This is a genomic window from Streptomyces sp. NBC_00344 (assembly GCF_036088315.1).
Lineage (GTDB): Bacteria > Actinomycetota > Actinomycetes > Streptomycetales > Streptomycetaceae > Streptomyces.
Map to the genome: position 1 here is coordinate 1688355 of NZ_CP107996.1, position 22061 is coordinate 1710415.

The window sequence follows — 22061 nt, forward strand, 5'->3', positions numbered from 1 at the left end:
CTCCCCAGCTCACGCCTGGTCGTGCCTTCGCGCACACCACCGGAGCTTCGGGCTCCGGATCTCCTCACCGATCGGATGACCGCTCGCCCCACACCCCCCGGGGCGCGCGGTACACCGGTCCAGGCGGCCGCCCCGGAACTACCCCCCCTGTTCCCGGGCGGCCGGCTAATTTTCCGCAACCGCGTCACCTGCTCTTCTCGGCACTCGGCTGCGCACTCCTCTTCGCTCTGATCACCTGGCAGGTCGAGGCCTCGGGCCCGCTCCTCCGCCTGGACGAGCGGATCGACCGCCCGATCGTGAGCCACGGCCCCAGCTGGCTCAATCAGGGCTTCTCCGACCTGGGCAATATGCAGGTCGCCCTGCCGGTTCTCGCGCTGGCCATGGGATTCGCCCTGTGGCGCGGCAGCCGGTTCGACGTACTGGTCGCCGCGGTGACGATGGCAGCGGTCCCGGCCCTGGTGATCCCGCTCAAGGACTGGACTGCCAGACCCGGACCGCTCGACCCGTCGACCGGTTACTTCCCTTCGGGTCACTCGGCCACGGCGATGGTGGCGTACGGCGGCGCGGCCCTGGTCCTGCGGCCGCACGCGAAAAAGAGCCGGCCGGTGCCCGTCGCCGTAATCCTGACGGTGGCGACGGGTACCGGCCTTGTCCTGCACGGCTACCACTGGCCCCTCGATGTGCTGGCCAGCTGGTGCCTGTGCGGGTGTCTGCTGCTGATCGCCTCGCTGTGTGTCAGCCTCCGAAATAGGCGTCGAAGTTCCTCGAGAACTCCTGGTTGCTGAAGAGATCCCAGTTGATCGACCAGGCCATCAGGCCGCGCAGGTCGGGCCAGCTGCCGTGGGTGGTGTACGAGCCGCAGTCGGTTTTCCTGGTCAGGCAGTTCAGCGCCGTGTTCACGTCGGCCGTCGAGGTGTAGCCGTTGCCTGCGTTCGTCGAGGCCGGAAGGCCGATGGCCACCTGGTCGGGGCGCAGCGGCGCGAACATCCTGGACTGGTCGCCCGCCACCGGGAAGCCGGTGAGCAGCATGTCCGTCATGGCGATGTGGAAGTCGGCACCGCCCATCGAGTGGTACTGGTTGTCGAGGCCCATGATCGAGCCCGAGTTGTAGTCCTGGACGTGCAGCAGCGTGAGGTCGTCACGCAGCGCGTTGATCACCGGAAGATAGGCACCGGCCCGGGGGTCCTGCCCACCGAAGGGGCCCGAACCGTAGTACTGGTATCCGAGCTGGACGAAGAACGTCTCCGGCGCCATCGTCAGTACGAACCCGGCGCCGTACTTCGCCTTGAGCGTCTTCAGAGCGGAGATCAGATTGACCACGACCGGCGTGGTGGGGTTGCGGAAGTCCTTGTCGCCGGTGTCGAGGGAGAGCGAGTGACCCTCGAAGTCGATGTCCAGGCCGTCCAGACCGTAGTCGTCGATGATCTTCGACACCGAGGAGACAAAGGTGTCCCGGGCGGCCGTGGTGGTGAGCTGGACCTGGCCGTTCTGGCCGCCGATCGAGATCAGCACCTTCTTGCCCGCGGCCTGTTTGGCCTTGATGGCGGCCTTGAAGTCGGCCACCGACTCGACCCCGGGACACTCCGCGGCCGGACAGAGGCTGAAGCGGACGTCCCCCGAAGTCGCCGACGTCGGTTCGCCGAACGCCAGGTCGATCACATCCCAGGAGTCGGGCACGTCCGCCATCCGGGTGTAGCCGGATCCGTTGGCGAAGCTGGAGTGGAGGTAACCGACAAGCGCGTGCGCGGGCAGCACTCCCGCGCCGCCGCCTCCGCCGCCGGATGCGGCGGTGGAGGCCGTGACGGCTGCCGACTTCGCCGACTCACCGGCCGAGTTGGTCGCGGTCACCTGGAAGCTGTAGGCAGTCGATGCGGCCAGCCCGGTGATGGTGGCCGAAGTGCCATTCACCGAGAGGTCCTTGGCGCCGTCGCGGTAGACCGTGTATCCGGTGGCGCCGGGCACCGCGGCCCAGGAGAGGGCGACGCTGCCCGATGTGATGGCGCCCGTCGCCGGTCTGCCGGGGGTGGCGGGCAGCTGTACGGGGTCACCGCCGGGGCCGACCAGGCTGACGTCGTCCGCCTCGTAGGCCCCGGTGCCGTACCAGCCGTGGGTGTAGATCCGTACGGATGTGGTGGCGGGGCCGGTGGTGAACGAGGTTCTGAGCTGCTGCCAGCTGCCCGCCGACTGCGTCCAGGTGGAGACATCCGTGGTACCGGTGCCCGCGGCGCCGAGGTAGACGTAGCTCCCCTGCACCCAGGCACTGAGGGTGTAGGCCGAGCCCGGCTTGACCGTGACGGTCTGCGCGCACTGCGCGTAGTCGCTGCCGGCCGGCGTCGCCTCGAGGGCCGAGCTGCCGCCGTGCACCGGCGCGCTCACGACGGCGCCACTGCCCGCCGTACAGCTCCAGCCGTCCAGGCCGGACTCGAATCCGCCGTTGTGGGCGAGATCCGAGTCGGCCGCCTGGGAGACCTGAACCGTGGCGGCCAGTCCGCCTGCTGCGAGAGCGGCCGTGACGAGCACGGCCAGAAGTCTTGGGCGTTCCACAACTGCCTCCGGACATGGGGGAATCGGCGTGGTGAAGCGCGCTCAACATGGTCCAGACCAATAGGCCTGTCAAGACTTTCCGGCACTCCCGCGGTGGTTCAGACCAATCCGTCGCCAATGTCACCCGCCATGAGGGCCGCCGCCTCGTGCAGGGCGAGTTCGAGGAGCGCCGGATCGTTGAGGGTTCCCGAACCGTCCGGCGGGATCAGCCAGCGTGTCCCGCCTGTCGTGCGGCCGGAGCCCGGACAGGGCACCACGATCCAGGTACCGCTGCCCGCGCCCCTCACCCCGGTGCCGAGCCAGCGTTCTACCGTGCCAGGAGGCACGAAGAAGCCCATCCGGGCGTCGCCGAAGTCCGTCAGCACCGGACCCGGGCGGTCGATGAGACGGGTCAGCACGTCCAGGGTCGGATAGCCGAGCTCCGCCGGGATGATCAGCACATCCCAGCGCTCGCCGGCCGGAAGGAGCGCGATCCCCCGCGGATTGCGCTCCCACTCCGCCCGGCAGGCTTCCGGATCCGGTGCCACCGACAGGAGCCATTCCACCGCGGCCGTGGCCTCCGAACCAGTCATGGGCCGACCTCCATTCGTGTACGCCTGGTGCGTTCACAGGGAGGGAGCGGGGTGACAGCGATCCATTACGCGGTTTCGGCGGCATACCGGGCGTGAAGTGGGTCGCGCCGGGGGCGCGGAGCCGCGCCCCCGGCGCACGGGATACGGCCGGGCTCAGGAATCGAAGCCGAGGCCCAGCCGGTCCAGCGACTTCAGCCAGAAGTTGCGCCGCCCGCCGCGCTCGTCGGCCCGGGCCAGCGACCACTTGGTCAGCCCGATTCCCGCCCAGGCGAACGGTTCAGGCGGGAACGGCACCGGCTTGGTGCGCACCATGGCGAGTCCGGTGCGCTGGGAGGGGACGCCGGACAGCAGATCGAGCATCACGTCTGCGCCGAAGCGGGTGGCACCGACCCCGAGACCGGTGTAGCCCGCCGCGTAGGCCACCCGACCGCCGTGTGCCGTGCCGAAGAAGGGCGAGAAACGGGAGCAGGTGTCGATCGCACCGCCCCAGGCATGGCTGAAGCGGACCCCTTCGAGCTGCGGGAAACAGCGGAAGAAGTGCCCGGCGAGAGTGAGATAGGTGTCGGGCCGGTGGTCGAGTCCGGCGCTCATCCGCCCGCCGTAGGGATAGATCGCGTCGTAACCGCCCCACAGGATGCGGCGATCGGCGGTCAGCCGGAAGTAGTGGAACTGGTTGGCGCTGTCGCCGAGCCCCTGCCGTCCCTGCCAGCCGACCGACGCCAGCTGGTCATCGGTCAGCGGTTCGGTGGTCAGCGCGTAGTCGTACACCGGGACCGTGTACGGGCGCACCCGCCTGACCAGCGAAGGGAAGACATTGGTGCCCAGCGCCACCTGCCGGGCGAAGATCCTGCCGTACGGGGTGCGGACCGCCATGCCCGCGCCGGAGCGCGCCAGATCCAGGGCCCGGGTCCGCTCGTGGATTCTCACGCCGAGGCCGAGGCAGGCGCGCTTGAGCCCCCAGGCCAGTTTGGCGGGGTGCACCATCGCGACGCCGCGCCGGTCGTAGAGGCCGCCGAGGAAGGTCGGGGAGTCGACCTCGGCCCGCAGCGCGTCCCGGTCGAGGAACTCGGGCGCGTCGAAGCCGCGTTCGGTCAGCTGCCGGTGCCAGTCCCGGAGTTCGTCGAGCTGGTGGGGCTGGGTGGCCACATCGATCTCACCGGTGCGCTCGAAGTCGCAGTCGATCCCGTAATGGGCGACGGCCGACTCGATGGCATCGAGATTGCGCTCCCCCAGCGCCTCCAGCTGCCGGATCTCGCCGGGCCACCGCTCGAGCCCGTTGGCCAGCCCATGGGTGAGGGACGCGGCACAGAATCCGCCGTTGCGGCCCGAGGCGGCCCAGCCCACCTCATGGCCCTCGATGAGAAGGACGTCCCTCCCCGGGTCGCGCTCCTTGGCCAGCAGGGCGGTCCACAGTCCGCTGTATCCGCCGCCGATCACCAGCAGATCGCAGCTGTGGTCCCCGGTGACGGCGGGGAGCACGCCGGGCTTGCCGGGGTCCTCCAGCCAGAACGACACCGGTCGGGCATCGGCGAGTGATGCGGAAAGCGCACGGGTCATGGCAGCTGGGGCCATGGGTTCCACTCCTTCGAGGACTGCTCAGTGCGATGTGCTGTTCTTCCGGCGGCTGCTGACGAGCTGGCCGCCGAGGACCACCAGCACGGCGATGACGAACATCGTCGTGCCGATGACGTTGATCTGGACGGGCGTGCCGCGCTGTGCCGATCCCCAGACGTACATCGGGAAGGTCACGGTCGAGCCCGCGTTGAAGTTGGTGATGATGAAGTCGTCGAAGGAGAGCGCGAAGGCGAGCAGCGCCCCCGCCGCTATCCCCGGTGCGGCAATGGGCAGGGTGACCCGCAGGAAGGTCTGGACAGGACCGGCGTAGAGATCGCGCGCCGCTTCTTCGAGACGTGGGTCCATGGACATGACGCGTGCTTTGACCGCGGTGACCACGAAGCTCAGGCAGAACATGATGTGCGCGATCAGAATGGTCCAGAAGCCCAGCTGGGCGCCCATGTTGAGGAAGAGCGTCAGCAGCGAGGCGGCCATCACGACCTCGGGCATCGCCATCGGCAGAAAGATCAGCGAATTGATCGCGCCGCGCGCCCGGAACCGGTAGCGGACCAGCGCGAAGGCGATCATCGTGCCGAGCACGGTGGAGCCGATGGTCGCCCAGACGGCGATCTGCAGGGAGAGGGACAGCGAGCCGCACATGTCGGCCACGCCGCAGGGGTCCTTCCAGGCGTCCAGCGAGAACTTCTGCCAAGTGATGTTGAAGCGGCCCTTCGGCTTGTTGAAGGAGAACCACATCACGACGATGTTCGGCAGGATCAGGTAGGCGAGTGTGAACAGACCCGCGGCGGTGACGAGATGGCGCCGCAGCCGGCGCAGCGAATGGCTCAGCATCAGACCAGGTCCTCCGTACCGGCTCGGCGGATGTAGACGGTGACCATGATCAGCACGACTGCCATCAGGATGAAGGACAGCGCGGCCGCTGTCGGATAGTCGAGAACCCGGAGGAACTGCGACTGGATGACACTTCCGACCATTTTGGTGTCCGTCGAGCCGAGGAGTTCGGCGTTGACGTAGTCGCCTGCCGCCGGGATGAAGGTGAGCAGGGTGCCGGAGACGACGCCGGGCATGGAGAGCGGGAAGGTCACCTTGCGGAAGGTGGTGGCCGGAGTGGCGTAGAGGTCACCCGCCGCCTCGTGGAGCCGGCCGTCGATCCGCTCGAGCGAGGTGTAGAGCGGAAGGATCATGAACGGCAGGAAGTTGTAGGTGAGTCCGCAGACCACGGCCATCGGCGTGGCGAGGACCCGGCTGCCCTCGGTCCAGCCGAGCCAGCTGGTGACGTCCAGGATGTGCAGCGTGTTGAGCACGCCCACCACGGGCCCGCCGTCGGCGAGGATCGTCTTCCAGGCCAGCGTACGGATCAGGAAGCTGGTGAAGAACGGCGCGATGACCAGGATCAGCACCAGATTGCGCCAGCGGCCGGCCTTGAAGGCGATGAGATACGAGAGCGGATAGCCGAGCAGCAGACAGAGCCCCGTGGCGGTGCCCGCGTACAGCAGGGAGCGGATGAACTGCGGGTAGTACCCGGTCAGCGCGTCCAGGTACGTCCGGAAGTGCCAGGTGACCCGGAAACCGTCCTCGAGCGACCCCGTCTGGACGGAGGTCGACGCCTGGTAGACCATCGGAAGCGCGAAGAAGACGAGCAGCCAGATGATGCCGGGGATCAGCAGCCAGTAGGGCACGAGCCGCTTGCGGACCGGGCGCTTGCGCACGGCGGGTTCGGTGCGGGATGCGGGCGGAGCGTCGGTGAGGGTCACGCCGCCTCCTCGATGCCCGCGTCGATGTCCTGCGCCGCGTCCAGGCCGAAGGAGTGTTCCGGGTTCCAGTGCAGTACCACCTCGGCGCCGGGGGTCAGCCGGGCGTCCCGCTCGATGTTCTGCACGTAGACCTCGAGCTCCGGGCAGACCGGGCTGTCGATGACGTACTGCGTGGAGACACCGATGAAGCTGGAGTCGGCTATCCGTCCGGTGATCTTGTTGCGGCCCGCCGGGATCTGCGCCGAGTCGTCCGCGTGCACCAGCGAGACCTTCTCCGGGCGTACGCCGACGAGCAGCTTGCCGCCGCTGGTGGTGGCCGCCGTACACCGGCCGGCCGGCAGCCGCAGCTCGGCTCCCGACGCCAGCACGGTGATGTCGGATGCGGCCCTGACGACCTCGGCCTGGATCAGGTTGGAGGTGCCGAGGAAGTTGGCGACGAAGGTGGTCTGCGGGTTCTCGTAGAGTTCGGCCGGTGCGCCGAGCTGCTCGACCCGGCCGCCGTTCATCACCGCGACGGTGTCGGCCATGGTCATGGCCTCCTCCTGGTCGTGGGTGACATGGACGAAGGTGATACCGACCTCGGTCTGGATCCGCTTGAGTTCCAGCTGCATCTGGCGGCGCAGTTTCAGGTCGAGAGCACCCAGCGGCTCGTCGAGGAGCAGTACCTGCGGGTGGTTGATGAGCGCGCGCGCGACGGCGACGCGCTGCTGCTGGCCGCCGGAGAGCTGATGGGGCTTGCGGTGGGCGAAGTCGCCGAGCTGGACGAGGTCGAGCATGTCGCCGACCTGTTTCCTGACGGACTTGATGCCCCGCCTGCGCAGCCCGAAGGCGATGTTCTCCGTGACGTCCAGGTGCGGGAAGAGCGCATACGACTGGAAGACGGTGTTGACCGGGCGCTTGTAGGGCGGCAGGTCGGTGACGTCGTGGCCGCCGAGCGCGACGGTCCCGGTGGTCGGGTCCTCCAGACCTGCGATCATCCGCAGCGTGGTGGTCTTGCCACAGCCCGAGGCTCCGAGCAGTGCGAAGAAGGAGCCCTGCGGGACGGTCAGATCCAGCGGGTGGACGGCGGTGAAGGAGCCGTACGTCTTGCTGATCCCGGTGAGACGGACGTCGCCGCCTTCATTCGTCTGTGTCTTGGGTGCGGTCGTCATGGGTGCGGTCCCGGGTCGGTGAGAGGGCTTCGTGGAGGAGCGCCGATGAGGAGGCGGGTCAGGCGCCGATGAGCTTGGCGAACTTCGCTTCGTACGCCGTCTCTTCCTTGCTGGAGAGCGAGCGGAAGGCGTGCGACTTCGCGGCCATTTCGCTGTCCGGCAGAATCAGTGTGTTCGCCGCCAGCTTCGGGTCGATCTTCGTCAGTTCCGCACGGACCCCTTCGACGGGGCAGACGTAGTTGATGTAGGCGGCCAGTTTCGCGGCGACCGGCAGCTCGTAGTAGTAGTCCATCAGCCGCTCGGCGTTGGCCTGGTGCCGCGCCTTGGCGGGTATCAGCATGTTGTCGGTGGACGTCATGTAGCCGGCTGCCGGGATCGCGTATTTCACGTGCGGGTTGTCGCTCTGCAGCTGGGTGATGTCTCCGCCCCAGGCGACGCAGGCGGCGAGGTCGCCCTTGTCCAGGTCGCTGATGTAGTCGTTGCCGGTGAAGCGGCGGATCTGCTTCTTGTCGACGCCCTTCTGCAGCCTGCCGATCGCGGCGTCGTAGTCGGCGTCGGTGACCTTCTCGGGGGCCTTGCCCATGTCCAGCAGGGTCATTCCGATGGAGTCGCGCATCTCGGAGAGAAAACCGACCCGTCCCTTCAGCGCCGGGTCGTCGAGTAGCTGCGTGACGGAGTCGACCTTGCGGCCCCCCGTTGCCTTGGTGTTGTAGGCGATGACGGTGGGGATGCCGGTCCAGGGATAGGTGTAGGCGCGGCCCGGGTCCCAGTCGGGGCTGCGGAACTGGTCGGCCAGATTCGCGTAGGCGTGTGGCAGCCGGGTGGCATCCAGTTTCTGCGCCCAGCCGAAGTTGATCAGCCTGGCGGCCAGCCAGTCGGTGAGGATCATCAGGTCCCGCCCGGTGTCCTGCCCGGCCGCGAGCTGCGGTTTGATCTTGCCGAAGAACTCGACGTTGTCGTTGATGTCCTCGGTGTACTTCACCCTGATCCCGGTGCGCCGGGTGAACGCCTCCAGGGTGGGCCGGTGCTTCTCGTCGTCGCTGACGTCCATGTACTCGGTCCAGTTGGAGAAGTTGATCTCCTTCTCACTGGCCGAGTGGTCATCGGAGGCCGGAGCTCCGCCCTCGCGTTTGGCGGCCGGGATGCCACAGGCGCTCAGCGTGGCGAGAGACCCGACCGCGAGCGCACCGGCGCCGGTGGCACGCAGCAGCGATCGGCGGGTGAGGGCGCCCCGGCCGCTGGTCAGACTGCGGCGCATGGCGGCAAGCTGGGGCGGGGAGAGACGGTCTGGCTCGTACTGCTCCATGGGCTCTGTGCCCTTTCTCTATCGGTCCCCGAAGATCGTGCGGTGCCAGTCCTTGCGTGCCACCGCGGTGTTGTCGTACATCACGTGCTTGACCTGTGTGTACTCCTCGAACGAATACGAGGACATGTCCTTGCCGAAGCCGCTCGCCTTGTATCCGCCGTGCGGCATCTCGCTGATGATCGGAATGTGGTCGTTGACCCAGACGCAGCCGGCCTTGATCTCGCGGGTCGCCCGGTTCGCGCGGTAGACATCGCGGGTCCAGGCCGAGGCGGCCAGTCCGTAGGGGGTGTCGTTGGCGAGGGTGATGCCCTCGTCGTCGGAGTCGAAGGGCAGGACGACCAGCACCGGGCCGAAGATCTCGGACTGGACGATCTCACTGTCCTGGGCGGCGTCAGCGATGAGCGTGGGGCGGTAGTACGCGCCGTCCCCCGCGGGCACCTCTCCCCCGGTGACCACCCGCGCACCGTCGCGCGCACGGTCGACGAAGGCGGCGACCCGGTCACGCTGGGCGTGGCTGATCAGCGGTCCGACGTCGGTCGACTCGTCGAAGGGGTCACCGAGCCGCACGGTACTCATCAGTTCGGCGACGCCCTGCACGAACGCGTCGTACAGGGGGCGCTGGACGTAGGCACGGGTGGCGGCGGTGCAGTCCTGTCCCGTGTTGATGAGCGCGCCGGCGACCGCCCCCTGCACCGCCGCATCGAGGTCGGCGTCGTCGAAGACCAGGAACGGCGCCTTGCCGCCGAGCTCCAGATGAAGGCGCTTGACGGTGGCGGTGGCGATCTCGGCGACCCGCCGCCCGACGGCCGTCGAGCCGGTGAACGACGTCATCACCACGTCCGGGTGACCGACCAGATGCTCGCCCGCCACCTGTCCCAGCCCGTTGACGATGTTGATCACGCCGTCCGGGAAGCCGGCTTCGGTCGCCGCCTGAGCGAACATCAGCGAGGTGAGCGGGGTGATCTCGGCCGGCTTGAGGACGATCGTGTTGCCTGCCGCGACCGCCGGGAGGATCTTCCAGGCAGCCATCTGGAGGGGATAGTTCCAGGGGGCGATGGAACCGACGACACCGATCGGCTCACGGCGCACGTACGAGGTGTGGTCGCCGCTGTACTCACCCGCCGACTGGCCCTGGAGGTGCCGGGCCGCACCCGCGAAGAAGGAGGCGTTGTCGACGGTGCCGGGTACGTCGAACTCGCGGCTCAGCTTGATCGGCTTGCCGCACTGCAGCGATTCGGCGTACGCGAACTCCTCCGCCCGCTCGGCGAGAACGCCGGCGAAGCGGTGCAGAACGTCCGAGCGCTCGCCCGGAGTGGCCGCGGCCCAGCCGGGAAAGGCATCGCGCGCAGCGGCCACCGCGGCATCGACGTCGGCGGTGCCCGCCAGTTCGTAGCTGAACACCTCCGCGCCGGTCGCCGGGTTCACGACGCGCTGCTCGCGACCGGATGTACCGGGCCGCAGCCGCCCGCCGATGTACTGCGCGCCGGCCGCGAAGCGGTCGTGCACCTGGAAGCCGTTCACCATCGCGCTCTCCGTAGCTCAAGCTCGAATTGAGTGCCGATCCTGACAGAGTCACGGTGGCGCAACAAGGGATTCCGTTGTTGCCTTTTGGTTAAGCAACGGAATCGGTCGACCATCTGTCGCGGAAGCCAGGAAATCCACGACGGAGTGTCCGTGGCGGCTGCCAGACTCCCGTGCATGGAACGGATCGATGCACTCGCCACGCAGGTCAGCCGGGGCGACAGGGTCAAATTCCTTCACTTCTGGGGCCACACACCCCGGCACGACGGTGCTGTCGGAGCCACCTGCCTCAGCCAGTGGTGGGAGTCGCCCTTCACGGTGGACGGCGTGCGGTACGCGACAGCCGAGCACTGGATGATGGCCGGCAAGGCCCGGCTCTTCGCGGATGGCGAGACCGAGCAGCGGGCGCTGGACGCGGCGAACCCGGCTCTGGCCAAAAAGGCGGGGCGGTTGGTGCGCGGTTTCGACGACACGGTCTGGCAGCGCGAGCGCTACCGGATCGTGGTCGAAGGCAGCGTGCACAAGTTCGCCCAGCATCCGCAGCTGCGCGAGTTCCTGCTGGCGACCGGCGACCGGGTGCTCGTCGAGGCCAGCCCGGTGGACCGGATCTGGGGGATCGGGCTGGCCGCTGACGACGAACGGGCCCAGCAGCCGGACCGCTGGCGCGGTCTCAATCTGCTGGGCTTCGCACTTATGGACGCCAGGGAGCGGCTTCGGACCCCCGCGGCCGCTCCCGGCCGGGGCACTACCGGCCCGCGTCGATGACCAGGGCGCTGGAGTACGAGCCGTCGTCGTAGTCGTACGGGTCGGAGTCGTGGCTGTGCTGGATGGCCCATATGTAGAGGCAGAGCGTCACGGCACCGATCACGATCCCGATGGATCCGAGGATGATCCCGGCGAGCGCCATACCGCCGTTGTTCGCCTCCCCGCGATTGGCGCGCTTGCGGCCGAGGATGCCGAAGATCAGCGCCAGAGTGCCGATGATGATGCCCAGGCCCCAGGCGCAGAAGACGACCACGCCGACGATCCCCAGCACCAGGGCCGCGACCCCGAGTCCGTTGGCCGGCCCCTGCTGCATGGTGTTCCAGCCGCCCTGGGCGCCGTAGCCCGGATAGCCTGGGTAGCCGCCGTAGGACGCGGGCTGCCCGCCTGCGCCGGGGTAGGACGGGTAACCGTAGGCACCCGGCGCGCTCGGGCCCGGACCTCCGGGCGCTACCGGTGGCGCCGGCACGAACCCCGGCGGCCGCACGGTGCCGGGCTGTCCCGGAGCGGGCTGCCCCGGCACGGAGTAGCCCGGCCCCTGCGGTCCGGGACCCGCGTCCGGTGCGATACCCGGCATCGCCGCGACCGTCGGCTGGTCGTGCACCGGGTTGGCCGGCGGCGCCGGCGGCTTCTCCAGTGGGACCCTGTGCTCGGGCGGAGCCCAGGGATCCCTCGGTTCCTGGTCCCCCGCAGGGCGCTGTGCATTGTCTGACATGGGCCTCCCCCATCCTCGGCTCGTCATGCTAGAGCCTGCTGTCACCCCACTGGCCCCCGCATACGATGATCCGCGACCGACAGAGCACACCGCACCCCGGAGGACCCCGATGACCGATCTGCACCCCTTCATTGCCGGGCTGCCCAAGGCCGAACTGCATGTGCACCATGTCGGGTCCGCTTCGCCGCGCATCGTCGCGGAACTCGCCGCCCGCCATCCGGACTCCGTGGTCCCCAGCGACCCCGAGGCCCTCGCCGACTACTTCACCTTCACCGACTTCGGGCACTTCATCGAGGTGTACCTCTCCGTCGTGGACCTGATCCGCACCCCGGAGGACGTCCGGCTGCTGACCTTCGAGATCGCGCGTGACATGGCCCGACAGAACATCAGGTACGCCGAGCTCACCATCACTCCGTTCTCCTCGGTTCGCCGGGGTATCCCCGAGCAGGCCTTCATGGAGGCGATCGAGGATGCCCGCAAGGCGGCCGAGGCCGAGCTCGGCACCGTGCTGCGCTGGTGCTTCGACATCCCCGGTGAGGCAGGTCTCGATGCGGCGGCCGAGACCACCCGGCTGGCCCTGGATCTGCGCCCCGAGGGTCTGATCTCCTTCGGCCTCGGCGGACCGGAGATCGGTGTGGAGCGCCCGCAGTTCAAGCCCTACTTCGACCGGGCCATCGCGGCCGGGCTGCACTCGGCGCCGCACGCGGGCGAGACGACCGGACCCGGGACCATCTGGGATGCACTGAACCATCTGGGCGCCGAGCGCGTCGGCCACGGCACCAGCGCCACCCAGGACCCGGAGCTGCTGGCGTATCTCGCCGAGCACCGGATCGCCCTGGAGGTCTGCCCCACGTCCAACATCGCGACCCGCGCCGTCACCTCGCTCGACCTGCATCCGATAAAGGAGATGGCCGACGCGGGCGTTCTGGTGACCATCAACAGCGACGACCCGCCCATGTTCGGCACCGACCTCAACAACGAGTACCTGGTCGCCGCCCGTCTCCTCGGTCTGGACGAGCAGGGCACGGCAGACCTCGCGAAGAACGCCGTGCAGGCGTCGTTCCTGGACGCCCCGGGCAAGGCGAAGCTCGCCGCGGAGATCGACACGTACACCGCGGGCTACCTCTCCGAGTAGCCGCGGACGGGAGCCGCCCGCGAAGATGACAGCATGCGTACCGTCACTGCCGTGGCCCACCGCGGCGACCCGTACCGGGTCCGGGAGAACACCCTGCCCTCCATCCGTTCCGCGCTGGAACGGGGAGCGGACGCCGTGGAGATCGACGTCCGGCTGACCGCGGACGGCGAGGCGGTGCTGCTGCACGACGCGACACTGGAACGGCTGTGGGGCCAGGAGCGCCCACTCGCCCTGCTCTCCGCGGATGAGGTGCGCGGGCTGACGGCCGGCGGTGTCCCCACCCTGCACGACGCCCTGACTGCTACCGGCGGTCACCGGGTCATGATCGATCTGCCGGACGCCACCGAGACGGCGGTGCAAAAGATCGTCGGCATCGTCCGGGAGTGCGGGGCCGGTGAGCGGGTGTACTACTGTGCCGGCCCCGACGCCATGCTCAGGGTGCGCCGGGCCGACCCGGCCGCCGAGATCGCCATGACCTGGAAGACGCTCGCTCCGCCGAGGCCCGTCCTGCTCGACACCGTGAAGCCCCGCTGGCTCAACTACCGCTTCGGTCTGGTGCGTCCGGAACTCTGCGACCGCGCCCACCGGGACGGCCTGCTGATCTCGGCCTGGACCGCCGACACCCGGCGGACGATGCGCCGCCTCATCGAGCACGGTGCCGACTCCATCACCACCAACCGGATCGACACGCTGACCGGGCTGCTGCACCGCTGACGCTCCGCGCGGTCGCCGGTCCCAAGGGCGCGTGAGCCCGGCGCGATCCGAACGAAAGGCCCGGGCCGTGTGTGAGAAGTCCCGGCTGCCCTGCGGGCGGACGCCGCTGCTTCTCACACACGGCGCCTGATCAAGGGCTGTCCCGCAATCCCTGGCGGGCGCACGACGACAACTACGGCACCTCGCTGCGTTGTCGGCACACCCGCATAATCGAGTACGCGGACGCCCCTCCGCCTTGCGATGCACCGCATCTGACGCCGCGCGCTGATCCAGCAGGGATCACGGGACAGCCCTTAGGGAAGTGGGGAGTCGCGGGCCGCGGTCCACAACTCGTACCACTCCTCGTGGGTCAGGTCGGGCTCACCTCGGACCGCATCGAGACACGCGTGAATGCGGTGCGGGTTGGACGTTCCGATGACAGGTGCGATGCGCGCCGGATGCCGCTGCAGCCACCACAGGAGAATCGTCTCGGGCGTGGTGTGCTTGCGCTCGGCGACTGCCGTGACGAGTTGTGATGCCGGGGTCCTGCCGTCGGAGAAGCGGCCCTGAGCCAGTGCTGCCCAGGCTTGCAGCTGGATCCCGTTCGATGAGCAGTGCTCGACGGTGCCCAGAGGGAAGCCGTGCGCGGAGCCGGCCGGTGTGTTGACCAGGACGCCGGACTCGACCCAGTCACGCCGGGCCAGACTCATTTCCAGCTGGTTGACGATCAGCGGCAGGTCGAGATGGGTCTGCAGGTAGACGATCTGTGCGGCGCTCATGTTCGACACACCGAAGTGGCGGACCAGGCCCTGCCCGTGCAGCGAGGTGAGGGTGCTTGCGATCTGTTCCGGATCGGCCAACGGGTCGGGCCGGTGCAGCAGCAGCACATCGATCACGTCGGTGCGCAGCCGGGCCAGGCTCTCCTCGACGCTCCGAGTGATGGACGCGCCACGCAGATCGTAGAAGCCGGGGCGGCTGCCGGACGGGAGCCTGATGCCGCATTTGGTCTGCAGGACGATCCGCTCGCGCAGTTCCGGTGCTCGGGCGAGCACCTCGCCGAAGACTGCCTCGGACTTGCCGTGCCGGTAGATGTCGGCATGGTCGAAGGCCGTGATCCCGATGGCCAGTGCGGCCTCGACGGCCGCCTCGGCGTGGCTGATGTCTGCTGCCGTGTACGGCGTTTCGTCCCAGCTGCCTCCGAGCCCCATACACCCGTAGAGCAAACGGCTCTCGCGTACGTCCTGCGACGTCATGTCTCTCCTCTTCAGGCGAATCCGGGGCCGGCCGGACTGCGTCGGACAGCGGGTCCGGTCGGCGGCCCGACCGCGTCGCTGCCCGTGAGCACGGCCCGGGGCAAGACTCCCACCTGCGCGCTCTCGGAGCGCACATCCCGACGGAATATCCCTGCCACGGGAAGGCGTTACTGCCCTGGGCGCTCCGGGACCGGTCGCCCGCCGAGATCCGCGGGGGTGCGCGGCGCGGAAGCGCGCACGCTACAGACCGACCACGGCGTTCCACCGTGTGGCGAACTCGACGCGTTCGGCCGAGGTGATGTCCCGGGCGATGGCAAGTCGCTTCCGCATCACGTCGTCCGGGAAGATCAGCGGGTCATCCGCCAGATCCGCGGTTTCCCTGTCCTTGGACGAGGCCAGCACCTCGCGCGCTGCGGGAACCGGGCACACATAGTTCACCCAGGCCGCCAGTTCGGCGGCGACCGCCGGCTCGTAGTAGTAGTCGATCAGTTTCTCCGCATTGCGCTTGTGACGGGCGAGGTTGGGGATCATCAAGGACTCGGCCCACAGCTCGGCGCCCTCCTCGGGCACCACGAACCGGATATCGGGATTGTCGGCCTGGAGCTGGATCACGTCTCCGGAGTACGCCTGGCAGGCCAGCACATCCCCGGTGGAGAGGTCCTTGATGTAGTCGTTGCCGGTGAATCGCCGGATCTGTTTCTTCCGCACCAGCCTCTCCACCCGGTCGCACATGGAGTGGAAGTCGTGCGCGGTCCAGCGCGTGATGTCGACGCCGTCGCCCTGCATCAGCAGGGCGAACGCCTCGTCGAGACCGGACAGCAGTGTCACCCGGCCCTTCAGGTCGGGCGCCCAGAGATCGCTCATGTGCCTGATCTCGCGGCCCAGCCGCCGGTGGTTGTAGGCGATACCGGTGATCCCGGACTGCCAGGGCACGCTGTGCCGCCGGCCCTTGTCGAACGCGGGCGAGCGCAGCTGCGGATCCAGATACCTGGCGACGTTCGGCTGGGCCGCACGGTCCATTTCCTGCACCCAGCCCAGCCTGACGAACCGGGCAGCCATCCAGTCGCTGATCACGACCAGGTCCCTGCCGGTCTCCTGATGGTTCATCAGCGCCGGGCTGACCTTCCCGAAGAACTCGTCGTTGTCGTTGATCTCCTCGGTGTACTTCACCGAGACCCCGGAGCGCTTTTCGAAGGCATCGAGCGTCGGTCGTTTCGACGGGTCGTCGTCGTCGGTGTCGATGTAGAGCGGCCAGTTGGCGAACACCAGTTTCCTGTCCCGCGCCGAGCGGTCCCGTCCGGCCCGCTCCGCCGGACTCACATACGCCGCCGGCACCCCGCAGCCCGCGAGCGCGGCAAGGGCGCCGACCGTGCCGAAACCGCTGAGGACCGAACGCCGGGACAGCCGGGGCACCTCTGGATCTGCCATGCCGGACAGCTTCCCGGTACGCAGGCGGGGCGGGCAATGGACAAGGTGTCCACTACCCGCCCCGCCCGGCGACACTCCGCCTTGCCGGCCGGCCGTATCAGCCGTCGAGCGAGGTCATCACGTGCTTGATCCGCGTGTAGTCCTCGAAGCCGTACGCCGAAAGGTCCTTGCCGTAGCCGGACTTCTTGAATCCGCCGTGCGGCATCTCGGCGACGAGCGGGATATGGGTGTTGATCCAGACGCAGCCGAAGTCCAGGTTCTTCGACATCCGCATGGCACGGGCGTGGTCCTTGGTCCACACCGAGGAGGCCAGCGCGTACTCCACACCGTTGGCGTAGCCCAGCGCCTGCTCCTCGTCACGGAACGACTGGACGGTGATGACGGGGCCGAAGACCTCGTGCTGGATGATCTCGTCGTCCTGCTTCAGCCCGGATACGACGGTCGGGGCGTAGAAGTAGCCCTTGTCCCCGACGCGCGAGCCGCCCGCCTCGACCTTGGCGTGCGCGGGCAGCCGGTCGATGAAGCCGCTGACCTGCTTCAGCTGGTTGGCGTTGTTGAGCGGCCCGTAGAGCACGTCCTCGTCATCCGGCTGCCCGGTCCTGGTGCCGGCCGCGGCCTTCGCCAGCTCGGCGACGAACTCGTCGTGGATGGACTCGTGCACCAGCACCCGGGTGGCCGCTGTGCAGTCCTGTCCGGCGTTGAAGAAGCCCGCAACCGAGATGTCCTCGGCCGCCTTGGGGATGTCCGCGTCCTCGAAGACCACGACGGGAGCCTTGCCGCCGAGTTCCAGATGGACCCGCTTGACGTCCTTGGCGGCGGACTCGGCCACCTGCATACCGGCGCGTACCGAGCCGGTGATGGAGGCCATCGCGGGCACCTTGTGCTCGACCATCGCACGGCCGGTGTCCCGGTCGCCGCAGACGACGTTGAAGACGCCCTTCGGTGCGATCGCGCCGATGATCTCCGCCATCAGCACCGTGGAGGCCGGCGTGGTGTCGGAGGGCTTGAGGACCACCGTGTTGCCTGCGGCCAGAGCCGGAGCGAACTTCCACACCGCCATCATCATCGGGTAGTTCCACGGCGCGACCTGCGCGCAGACTCCGACCGGCTCGCGCCGGACGATCGAGGTGAGGCCCTCCATGTACTCGCCGGCCGATCGCCCCTCGAGCAGCCGCGCGGCACCCGCGAAGAAGCGGATCTGGTCCACCATCGGCGGGATTTCCTCGGTGCGGGTGAGACCGATCGGCTTGCCGGTGTTCTCGCTCTCGGCGGCGATCAGGTCCTCGGCCCGGTCCTCGAAGGCGTCGGCGATCTTCAGCAGGACCCGCTGGCGCTCCGCGGGCGTGGCGTCGCGCCAGGCGGGGAACGCGGCAGCGGCGGCCTCCATGGCGGAGTCGACGTCCGCCTGCCCGGAGAGCGGCGAGGTCGCGTACGCCTCGCCGGTGGCCGGGTTGACCACATCAAGGGTCCGCCCGTCAGCGGCGTCCCGGAACTCTCCGTCGATGTAGTTACGCAGCCGGCGCAGCTCGGTGGTCACAGCCACCCCTCCCTCTCGTATGTCCAGTGGGTGAGACATCCAGCTTAATCGCTGTGGTGCTGCTTTCGACATACCTGACCGCCCTGAACTTCGGATTCAGTTCTCAGAGTGCCGTTCCACAACGAAATTCATCGCTCTGGGCTTGCGGGACGGGCGATACCTCATGCACAGTGTGGGCGTGGCCAGTCGTAGCGCAGACCCCAGGAACGGGAACGGCACTCCCCCGATCGACGCCGTTTCCCTGGCAATCATCGAACAGCTCCAGCAGGACGGCAGGCGTCCCTACGCCGCGATCGGCAAGGCCGTGGGCCTCTCCGAGGCGGCTGTGCGCCAGCGTGTGCAGAAGCTCCAGGACCAGGGAGTGATGCAGATCGTCGCCGTCACGGACCCGCTCACGGTGGGTTTCCGGCGGCAGGCCATGGTCGGCATCACGGTCGAGGGCGATCTCGACCCGGTCGCCGACGCGCTGACCACCATGAACGAGGTCGATTACGTGGTGATGACCGCGGGCTCGTTCGACCTCATGGTGGAAGTCGTCTGCGAGGACGACGACCACCTGCTGGAACTGATCAACAAGCGCATCCGCGCGCTCCCGGGCGTGCGGGCCACCGAGAGTTTCGTCTATCTCAAGCTGAAGAAGCAGACCTACCAGTGGGGCACCCGATAGTCATGAGCAAGGACCTCAGCCAGACCGCGTACGACCACCTGTGGATGCATTTCACCGACATGTCGTCGTACGAGAACGCGCCCGTTCCCACCATCGTGCGTGGCGAGGGCACCTACATCTTCGACGACAAGGGCAAGCGCTACCTCGACGGCCTGGCCGGCCTGTTCGTGGTCAACGCGGGCCACGGCAGGCACGAGCTCGCCGAGACCGCCTACAAGCAGGCCCAGGAACTGGCCTTCTTCCCGATCTGGTCCTACGCCCACCCCAAGGCCGTGGAGCTGGCCGAGCGCCTCGCCGACTACGCGCCGGGCGACCTCAACAAGGTCTTCTTCACGACCGGCGGCGGCGAGGCGGTGGAGACCGCCTGGAAGCTGGCGAAGCAGTACCACAAGCTCACCGGCAACCACACCAAGTACAAGGTCATCTCCCGTGCCGTCGCCTACCACGGCACCCCGGCGGGCGCGTTGTCCATCACCGGTCTGCCTGCCCTCAAGGCACCCTTCGAACCACTGGTCCCGGGTGCCCACAAGGTTCCCAACACCAACATCTACCGGGCCCCGATCCACGGTGACGACCCGGAGGCCTTCGGCCGCTGGGCCGCCGACCAGATCGAGCAGGAGATCCTCTTCGAGGGGGCCGACACCGTCGCGGCCGTCTTCCTGGAGCCGGTGCAGAACGCGGGCGGCTGTTTCCCGCCGCCGCCCGGTTACTTCCAGCGGGTCCGCGAGATCTGCGACAAGTACAACGTGCTGCTCGTCTCCGACGAGGTCATCTGCGCCTTCGGCCGTCTCGGGACGATGTTCGCCTGCGACAAGTTCGACTACGTGCCCGACATGATCACCTGCGCCAAGGGGATGACATCGGGGTACTCCCCGATCGGCGCCTGCATCATCTCCGACCGGCTGGCCGAGCCCTTCTACCGGGGCGGCGGCAACACCTTCCTGCACGGATACACCTTCGGCGGTCACCCGGTCTCCGCGGCCGTCGGCCTCGCCAACCTCGATGTGTTCGAGCGCGAGGGACTGAACCAGCACGTGCTCGACAACGAAGGTGCCTTCCACGCGACCCTGCAGAAGCTGTACGACCTGCCGATCGTCGGCGACGTCCGCGGCAACGGCTTCTTCTACGGCATCGAGCTCGTGAAGGACAAGGCCACCAAGGAGACCTTCAACGAGGAGGAGACGGAGCGGATCCTGTACAACGCCGTCTCCAAGGGCCTCTTCGAGAACGGCCTGTACTGCAGGGCCGACGACCGCGGCGACCCGGTTGTCCAGCTCGCGCCTCCGCTGATCGCCGACCAGTCGACGTTCGACGAGATCGAGTCGATCCTGCGCGTGGTCCTGACCGACGCCTGGGCGAAGCTCTGAGCGAATGATCATACGGCCCGGCTGCACCCGTACGAGTGGTTACGGGTACCGCCGGGCCGCGTGCTGTCCGCACACCCCGGTTCCGAGTCCCTACGGTGCCCAGTGACCGATCGGCTCCGCTTTCGTTCCCCCGTACGGGGGGCCGGAAATCCGATCTGAACCGAGGTGTGTTCGCCATGGTGGCCCCACCGGACAACGATGTGCTCCGGGCGCGCTCCGCGCACTACTCCCACAGCGGCTCGCCCGCACTCACCGATGTCTCGCTCGGCGTGGGTGAGCGAGAGATCGTCGCGGTCCTCGGGCCGCGGGGCAGCGGCAAGACAACTCTGCTGCGGTGTCTGTCGGGGCAGCTGGTGCCGCAACAGGGCGAGGTGTGGTTCGACGACAGCCCCGTGCACACCCTCCGGGCACCGGCCCGCGAGCGGCTGCGGTTGGAGCGGTTCGGCTGGATCGACCCCGAGCCGAGGCTGGTACCCGAACTGACGGTCTGGGAGAACGCGGCCCTGCCGCTGCTGCTGAAAGGCGTGGGGCACCGGCCCGCCAAGCACGCCGCTCTCGAATGGCTCGAGCGTCTCGACGTCGGGATGCTGGCCCGCAAGCGTCCGCACACCCTGGTGCAGGCGCAGCGGCAACGCGTGTCCGTCGCCCGTGCTCTGGTCTCCCGGCCCGCGGTGCTCTTCGCCGACGAACCCACCGCCGCGCTGCACCGGGCGGACGGCGAACAGGTACTGCGCACGCTCACCACCGCCGCCAGGACGCACGGCATCACCGTCCTCATCGCCACGCACGACCCCGAAGTGGCGGCGCACGCGGACCGGACGCTCCCCCTTCAGGACGGCCGTTGCGGCGCCGCATCCGGCGCTTCGGGTGCTTCCGGCGGATCCGAGAGCGAGGGTCGCGCCGCGTGCTCGCTCTCCGTCTAGTCCGCAGCGCCGAACCACTGGTACTGCTGCGGCGGCTGATGGTCGCCGCAGCTTCGGCAGCGGTGGGATTCCTGCTGCTCTCGGCACTCGGTTATGCCATGGGGCACCCGGGACATCCGACCGGTGCACGTCTGCATCTGCTGTGGTGCGCGGTGCCGCTGGCAGCAGCGGTGCACTTCGCCGTCTCGGTGGCCCGTACGGATCCGAGTGCCCGGCCCCGCTCCGGTATGACGGCCGCAGGTCTCGGCCCGGCCGGACTGGCCGGGCTCGCGGCCCTCTCCACGGCGCTCTCCTGCACCCTGGGCAGTGTGGTCGCGCTGCTGCTCTTCCTGCAGCTGCGGGGCGACATCGCCGGGCTGCCCCTCGACGGTGCGGCGGCCGGGCTGCTGGGAGCCGGCGCCAGACTGCCGCTGGCAGGGACTCTTACCCTGCTGGCCGTGACGCCGGCCGTCGCGACGGCCGTCAGTGCCTGGGTGCTCCGCCCGCGCCGTGCCCGGGAACCGGCCGGCCCGCAGCGGGCCGACGGTGCTCCGGCCGCCGCTCCGAACGGGCTGCCGTGGGGCGTCGCCCTGGTGGCGGCGGGCATCGCCGTCGAGACGTACTACGGCCGCCACCCCGGGAGTACGCCGTTGCCCGTTCCCGGCCGCTTCGACGGCAGCCCGGCGGGTGTGCTGGCCGGCTGGACGCTGACCGCTCTGGGACTGGCGCTGGCCGGACCCGGGCTGACGCACCTGTGCGGCCGCCTGCTGCAGGCGGTGCGGCCAGGAGGCGTGCGCCTGCTGGCCGGCCGGGTGCTGCAGGCCGAGGCCCGGAGGATCGGACGCCCGCTGGGCGTCGTCTGCGCGGTGCTCTCCGGCATCGTGGCGGCGGCCTCACTGAACGGGACCGGGCAGCGTCTCTACGGTCCCCTCACCGAGCTCGGGGCGGCGGTGGTGGTGGCCTGCACCGTGGCCACACTGCTCACGGCGGTCCGGCAGGCCAAGCAGGAACGCACCGACGAGACGAGGTCGCTGCTGCGGGTGTGCGCCCCGGCCGGTGTGCTCCGCACGGCGGCCGCGGTGCGAGCGGCAGCGGTGTTCGCCCTGTTCGCCGCGGTCACCGGGGCGGTGTCGGCGCTCGCGGCCGCGCCCCTGTCCGGGTGAACCGGCCGCCCCCTTA

The 22061-nt window shown here is 68.8% G+C and carries 20 protein-coding genes; 8 read left to right on the plus strand and 12 right to left on the minus strand.

Translation table 11 applies throughout. From position 1 onward, the window contains the following. Positions 1-296: 296 nt before the first annotated feature. Positions 297-785: a phosphatase PAP2 family protein gene (locus OHS16_RS07420; RefSeq protein ID WP_328536382.1), complete on the plus strand. Its 489-nt coding sequence runs from the start codon at positions 297-299 to the stop codon at positions 783-785. On the opposite strand, the gene OHS16_RS07425 is transcribed toward OHS16_RS07420, so the two are convergent. From OHS16_RS07425 to OHS16_RS07460, 8 genes are all read right to left on the minus strand, one after another. After that, the gene (locus OHS16_RS07425; RefSeq protein ID WP_328536383.1) at positions 736-2544 is read right to left on the minus strand and encodes a chitinase; all 1809 of its coding nucleotides are present in this window, start codon (positions 2542-2544) and stop codon (positions 736-738) included. The two genes, OHS16_RS07420 and OHS16_RS07425, sit on opposite strands and share 50 nt — an antisense overlap. A 98-nt stretch (positions 2545-2642) precedes the next feature. Further along, a complete protein-coding gene (locus OHS16_RS07430) occupies positions 2643-3116 on the minus strand; it encodes a hypothetical protein (protein ID WP_328536384.1) in 474 nt (157 codons plus the stop codon). A 153-nt stretch (positions 3117-3269) separates the two neighbouring features. Then, positions 3270-4688, minus strand: a complete 1419-nt coding sequence (locus tag OHS16_RS07435; RefSeq protein WP_328536385.1) for an NAD(P)/FAD-dependent oxidoreductase — start codon at positions 4686-4688, stop codon at positions 3270-3272. Between the two features lie 24 nt (positions 4689-4712). Then, entirely contained in the window at positions 4713-5522 is an 810-nt protein-coding gene (locus tag OHS16_RS07440) for an ABC transporter permease (RefSeq protein ID WP_328536386.1), read from the minus strand. Further along, entirely contained in the window at positions 5522-6445 is a 924-nt protein-coding gene (locus OHS16_RS07445) for an ABC transporter permease (RefSeq protein WP_328536387.1), read from the minus strand. Before OHS16_RS07445 ends, OHS16_RS07440 begins: the two co-directional genes overlap by 1 nt. After that, positions 6442-7596, minus strand: coding sequence for an ABC transporter ATP-binding protein (locus OHS16_RS07450; RefSeq protein WP_328536388.1), 1155 nt, complete (start codon positions 7594-7596; stop codon positions 6442-6444). The genes OHS16_RS07445 and OHS16_RS07450 overlap by 4 nt, the downstream gene beginning before the upstream one ends. Positions 7597-7654: 58 nt before the next feature. Then, positions 7655-8902 carry an ABC transporter substrate-binding protein gene (locus tag OHS16_RS07455; protein WP_328536389.1) on the minus strand — a complete coding sequence of 416 codons (1248 nt, stop codon included), beginning with the start codon at positions 8900-8902 and terminating at the stop codon, positions 7655-7657. An 18-nt stretch (positions 8903-8920) separates the two neighbouring features. Continuing rightward, the gene (locus OHS16_RS07460) at positions 8921-10426 is read right to left on the minus strand and encodes a gamma-aminobutyraldehyde dehydrogenase (protein WP_328536390.1); all 1506 of its coding nucleotides are present in this window, start codon (positions 10424-10426) and stop codon (positions 8921-8923) included. A 174-nt stretch (positions 10427-10600) separates the two neighbouring features. On the opposite strand from OHS16_RS07460, the gene OHS16_RS07465 reads away from it, so the two are divergent. Continuing rightward, positions 10601-11188 carry an NADAR family protein gene (locus tag OHS16_RS07465; protein ID WP_328536391.1) on the plus strand — a complete coding sequence of 196 codons (588 nt, stop codon included), beginning with the start codon at positions 10601-10603 and terminating at the stop codon, positions 11186-11188. On the opposite strand, the gene OHS16_RS07470 is transcribed toward OHS16_RS07465, so the two are convergent. Next, positions 11169-11900 carry a DUF4190 domain-containing protein gene (locus OHS16_RS07470; protein WP_328536392.1) on the minus strand — a complete coding sequence of 244 codons (732 nt, stop codon included), beginning with the start codon at positions 11898-11900 and terminating at the stop codon, positions 11169-11171. The genes OHS16_RS07465 and OHS16_RS07470 overlap by 20 nt on opposite strands. 109 nt (positions 11901-12009) lie before the next feature. Between OHS16_RS07470 and OHS16_RS07475 the strand changes: the two genes are divergently transcribed. Further along, on the plus strand, positions 12010-13035 hold the full coding sequence (locus tag OHS16_RS07475) for an adenosine deaminase (protein WP_328536393.1): 1026 nt from the start codon (positions 12010-12012) through the stop codon (positions 13033-13035). Positions 13036-13068: 33 nt separating this feature from the next. Then, positions 13069-13749, plus strand: coding sequence for a glycerophosphodiester phosphodiesterase (locus tag OHS16_RS07480; protein ID WP_328536394.1), 681 nt, complete (start codon positions 13069-13071; stop codon positions 13747-13749). A gap of 293 nt (positions 13750-14042) precedes the next feature. Here the strand turns inward: OHS16_RS07480 and OHS16_RS07485 are convergent, their stop codons facing one another. From OHS16_RS07485 to OHS16_RS07495, 3 genes are all read right to left on the minus strand, one after another. Then, positions 14043-14981: an aldo/keto reductase gene (locus tag OHS16_RS07485; protein WP_328536395.1), complete on the minus strand. Its 939-nt coding sequence runs from the start codon at positions 14979-14981 to the stop codon at positions 14043-14045. Positions 14982-15221: 240 nt separating this feature from the next. Further along, positions 15222-16409 (minus strand): polyamine ABC transporter substrate-binding protein, encoded by a 1188-nt coding sequence (locus tag OHS16_RS07490; RefSeq protein WP_328536396.1) that lies wholly within the window; start codon positions 16407-16409, stop codon positions 15222-15224. Between the two features lie 97 nt (positions 16410-16506). After that, positions 16507-17946 carry a gamma-aminobutyraldehyde dehydrogenase gene (locus tag OHS16_RS07495; RefSeq protein WP_328536397.1) on the minus strand — a complete coding sequence of 480 codons (1440 nt, stop codon included), beginning with the start codon at positions 17944-17946 and terminating at the stop codon, positions 16507-16509. 163 nt (positions 17947-18109) lie between these two features. On the opposite strand from OHS16_RS07495, the gene OHS16_RS07500 reads away from it, so the two are divergent. The 4 genes from OHS16_RS07500 (at position 18110) to OHS16_RS07515 (ending at position 22045) form a co-directional block, all read left to right on the plus strand. Continuing rightward, positions 18110-18613: an Lrp/AsnC family transcriptional regulator gene (locus OHS16_RS07500; RefSeq protein WP_328536398.1), complete on the plus strand. Its 504-nt coding sequence runs from the start codon at positions 18110-18112 to the stop codon at positions 18611-18613. A gap of 2 nt (positions 18614-18615) precedes the next feature. Next, positions 18616-19980 (plus strand): aspartate aminotransferase family protein, encoded by a 1365-nt coding sequence (locus OHS16_RS07505; protein WP_328536399.1) that lies wholly within the window; start codon positions 18616-18618, stop codon positions 19978-19980. 176 nt (positions 19981-20156) lie between these two features. Further along, entirely contained in the window at positions 20157-20903 is a 747-nt protein-coding gene (locus OHS16_RS07510; protein ID WP_328536400.1) for an ABC transporter ATP-binding protein, read from the plus strand. Continuing rightward, entirely contained in the window at positions 20885-22045 is a 1161-nt protein-coding gene (locus OHS16_RS07515) for a hypothetical protein (protein WP_328536401.1), read from the plus strand. The genes OHS16_RS07510 and OHS16_RS07515 overlap by 19 nt, the downstream gene beginning before the upstream one ends. Positions 22046-22061: the final 16 nt, after the last annotated feature.

Excerpts from the sequence above, each read along its gene's own strand:
- OHS16_RS07430 (WP_328536384.1), bottom strand. The coding sequence starts at position 3,116 with ATGACTGGTTCGGAGGCCACGGCCGCGGTGGAATGGCTCCTGTCGGTG.
- OHS16_RS07480 (WP_328536394.1), top strand. The coding sequence starts at position 13,069 with ATGCGTACCGTCACTGCCGTGGCCCACCGCGGCGACCCGTACCGGGTC.
- OHS16_RS07460 (WP_328536390.1), bottom strand. The coding sequence starts at position 10,426 with ATGGTGAACGGCTTCCAGGTGCACGACCGCTTCGCGGCCGGCGCGCAG.
- OHS16_RS07485 (WP_328536395.1), bottom strand. The coding sequence starts at position 14,981 with ATGACGTCGCAGGACGTACGCGAGAGCCGTTTGCTCTACGGGTGTATG.
- OHS16_RS07455 (WP_328536389.1), bottom strand. The coding sequence starts at position 8,902 with ATGGAGCAGTACGAGCCAGACCGTCTCTCCCCGCCCCAGCTTGCCGCC.
- OHS16_RS07510 (WP_328536400.1), top strand. The coding sequence starts at position 20,157 with ATGGTGGCCCCACCGGACAACGATGTGCTCCGGGCGCGCTCCGCGCAC.
- OHS16_RS07500 (WP_328536398.1), top strand. The coding sequence starts at position 18,110 with ATGCACAGTGTGGGCGTGGCCAGTCGTAGCGCAGACCCCAGGAACGGG.
- OHS16_RS07505 (WP_328536399.1), top strand. The coding sequence starts at position 18,616 with ATGAGCAAGGACCTCAGCCAGACCGCGTACGACCACCTGTGGATGCAT.
- OHS16_RS07475 (WP_328536393.1), top strand. The coding sequence starts at position 12,010 with ATGACCGATCTGCACCCCTTCATTGCCGGGCTGCCCAAGGCCGAACTG.
- OHS16_RS07435 (WP_328536385.1), bottom strand. The coding sequence starts at position 4,688 with ATGGCCCCAGCTGCCATGACCCGTGCGCTTTCCGCATCACTCGCCGAT.
- OHS16_RS07490 (WP_328536396.1), bottom strand. The coding sequence starts at position 16,409 with ATGGCAGATCCAGAGGTGCCCCGGCTGTCCCGGCGTTCGGTCCTCAGC.
- OHS16_RS07440 (WP_328536386.1), bottom strand. The coding sequence starts at position 5,522 with ATGCTGAGCCATTCGCTGCGCCGGCTGCGGCGCCATCTCGTCACCGCC.
- OHS16_RS07450 (WP_328536388.1), bottom strand. The coding sequence starts at position 7,596 with ATGACGACCGCACCCAAGACACAGACGAATGAAGGCGGCGACGTCCGT.
- OHS16_RS07470 (WP_328536392.1), bottom strand. The coding sequence starts at position 11,900 with ATGTCAGACAATGCACAGCGCCCTGCGGGGGACCAGGAACCGAGGGAT.
- OHS16_RS07465 (WP_328536391.1), top strand. The coding sequence starts at position 10,601 with ATGGAACGGATCGATGCACTCGCCACGCAGGTCAGCCGGGGCGACAGG.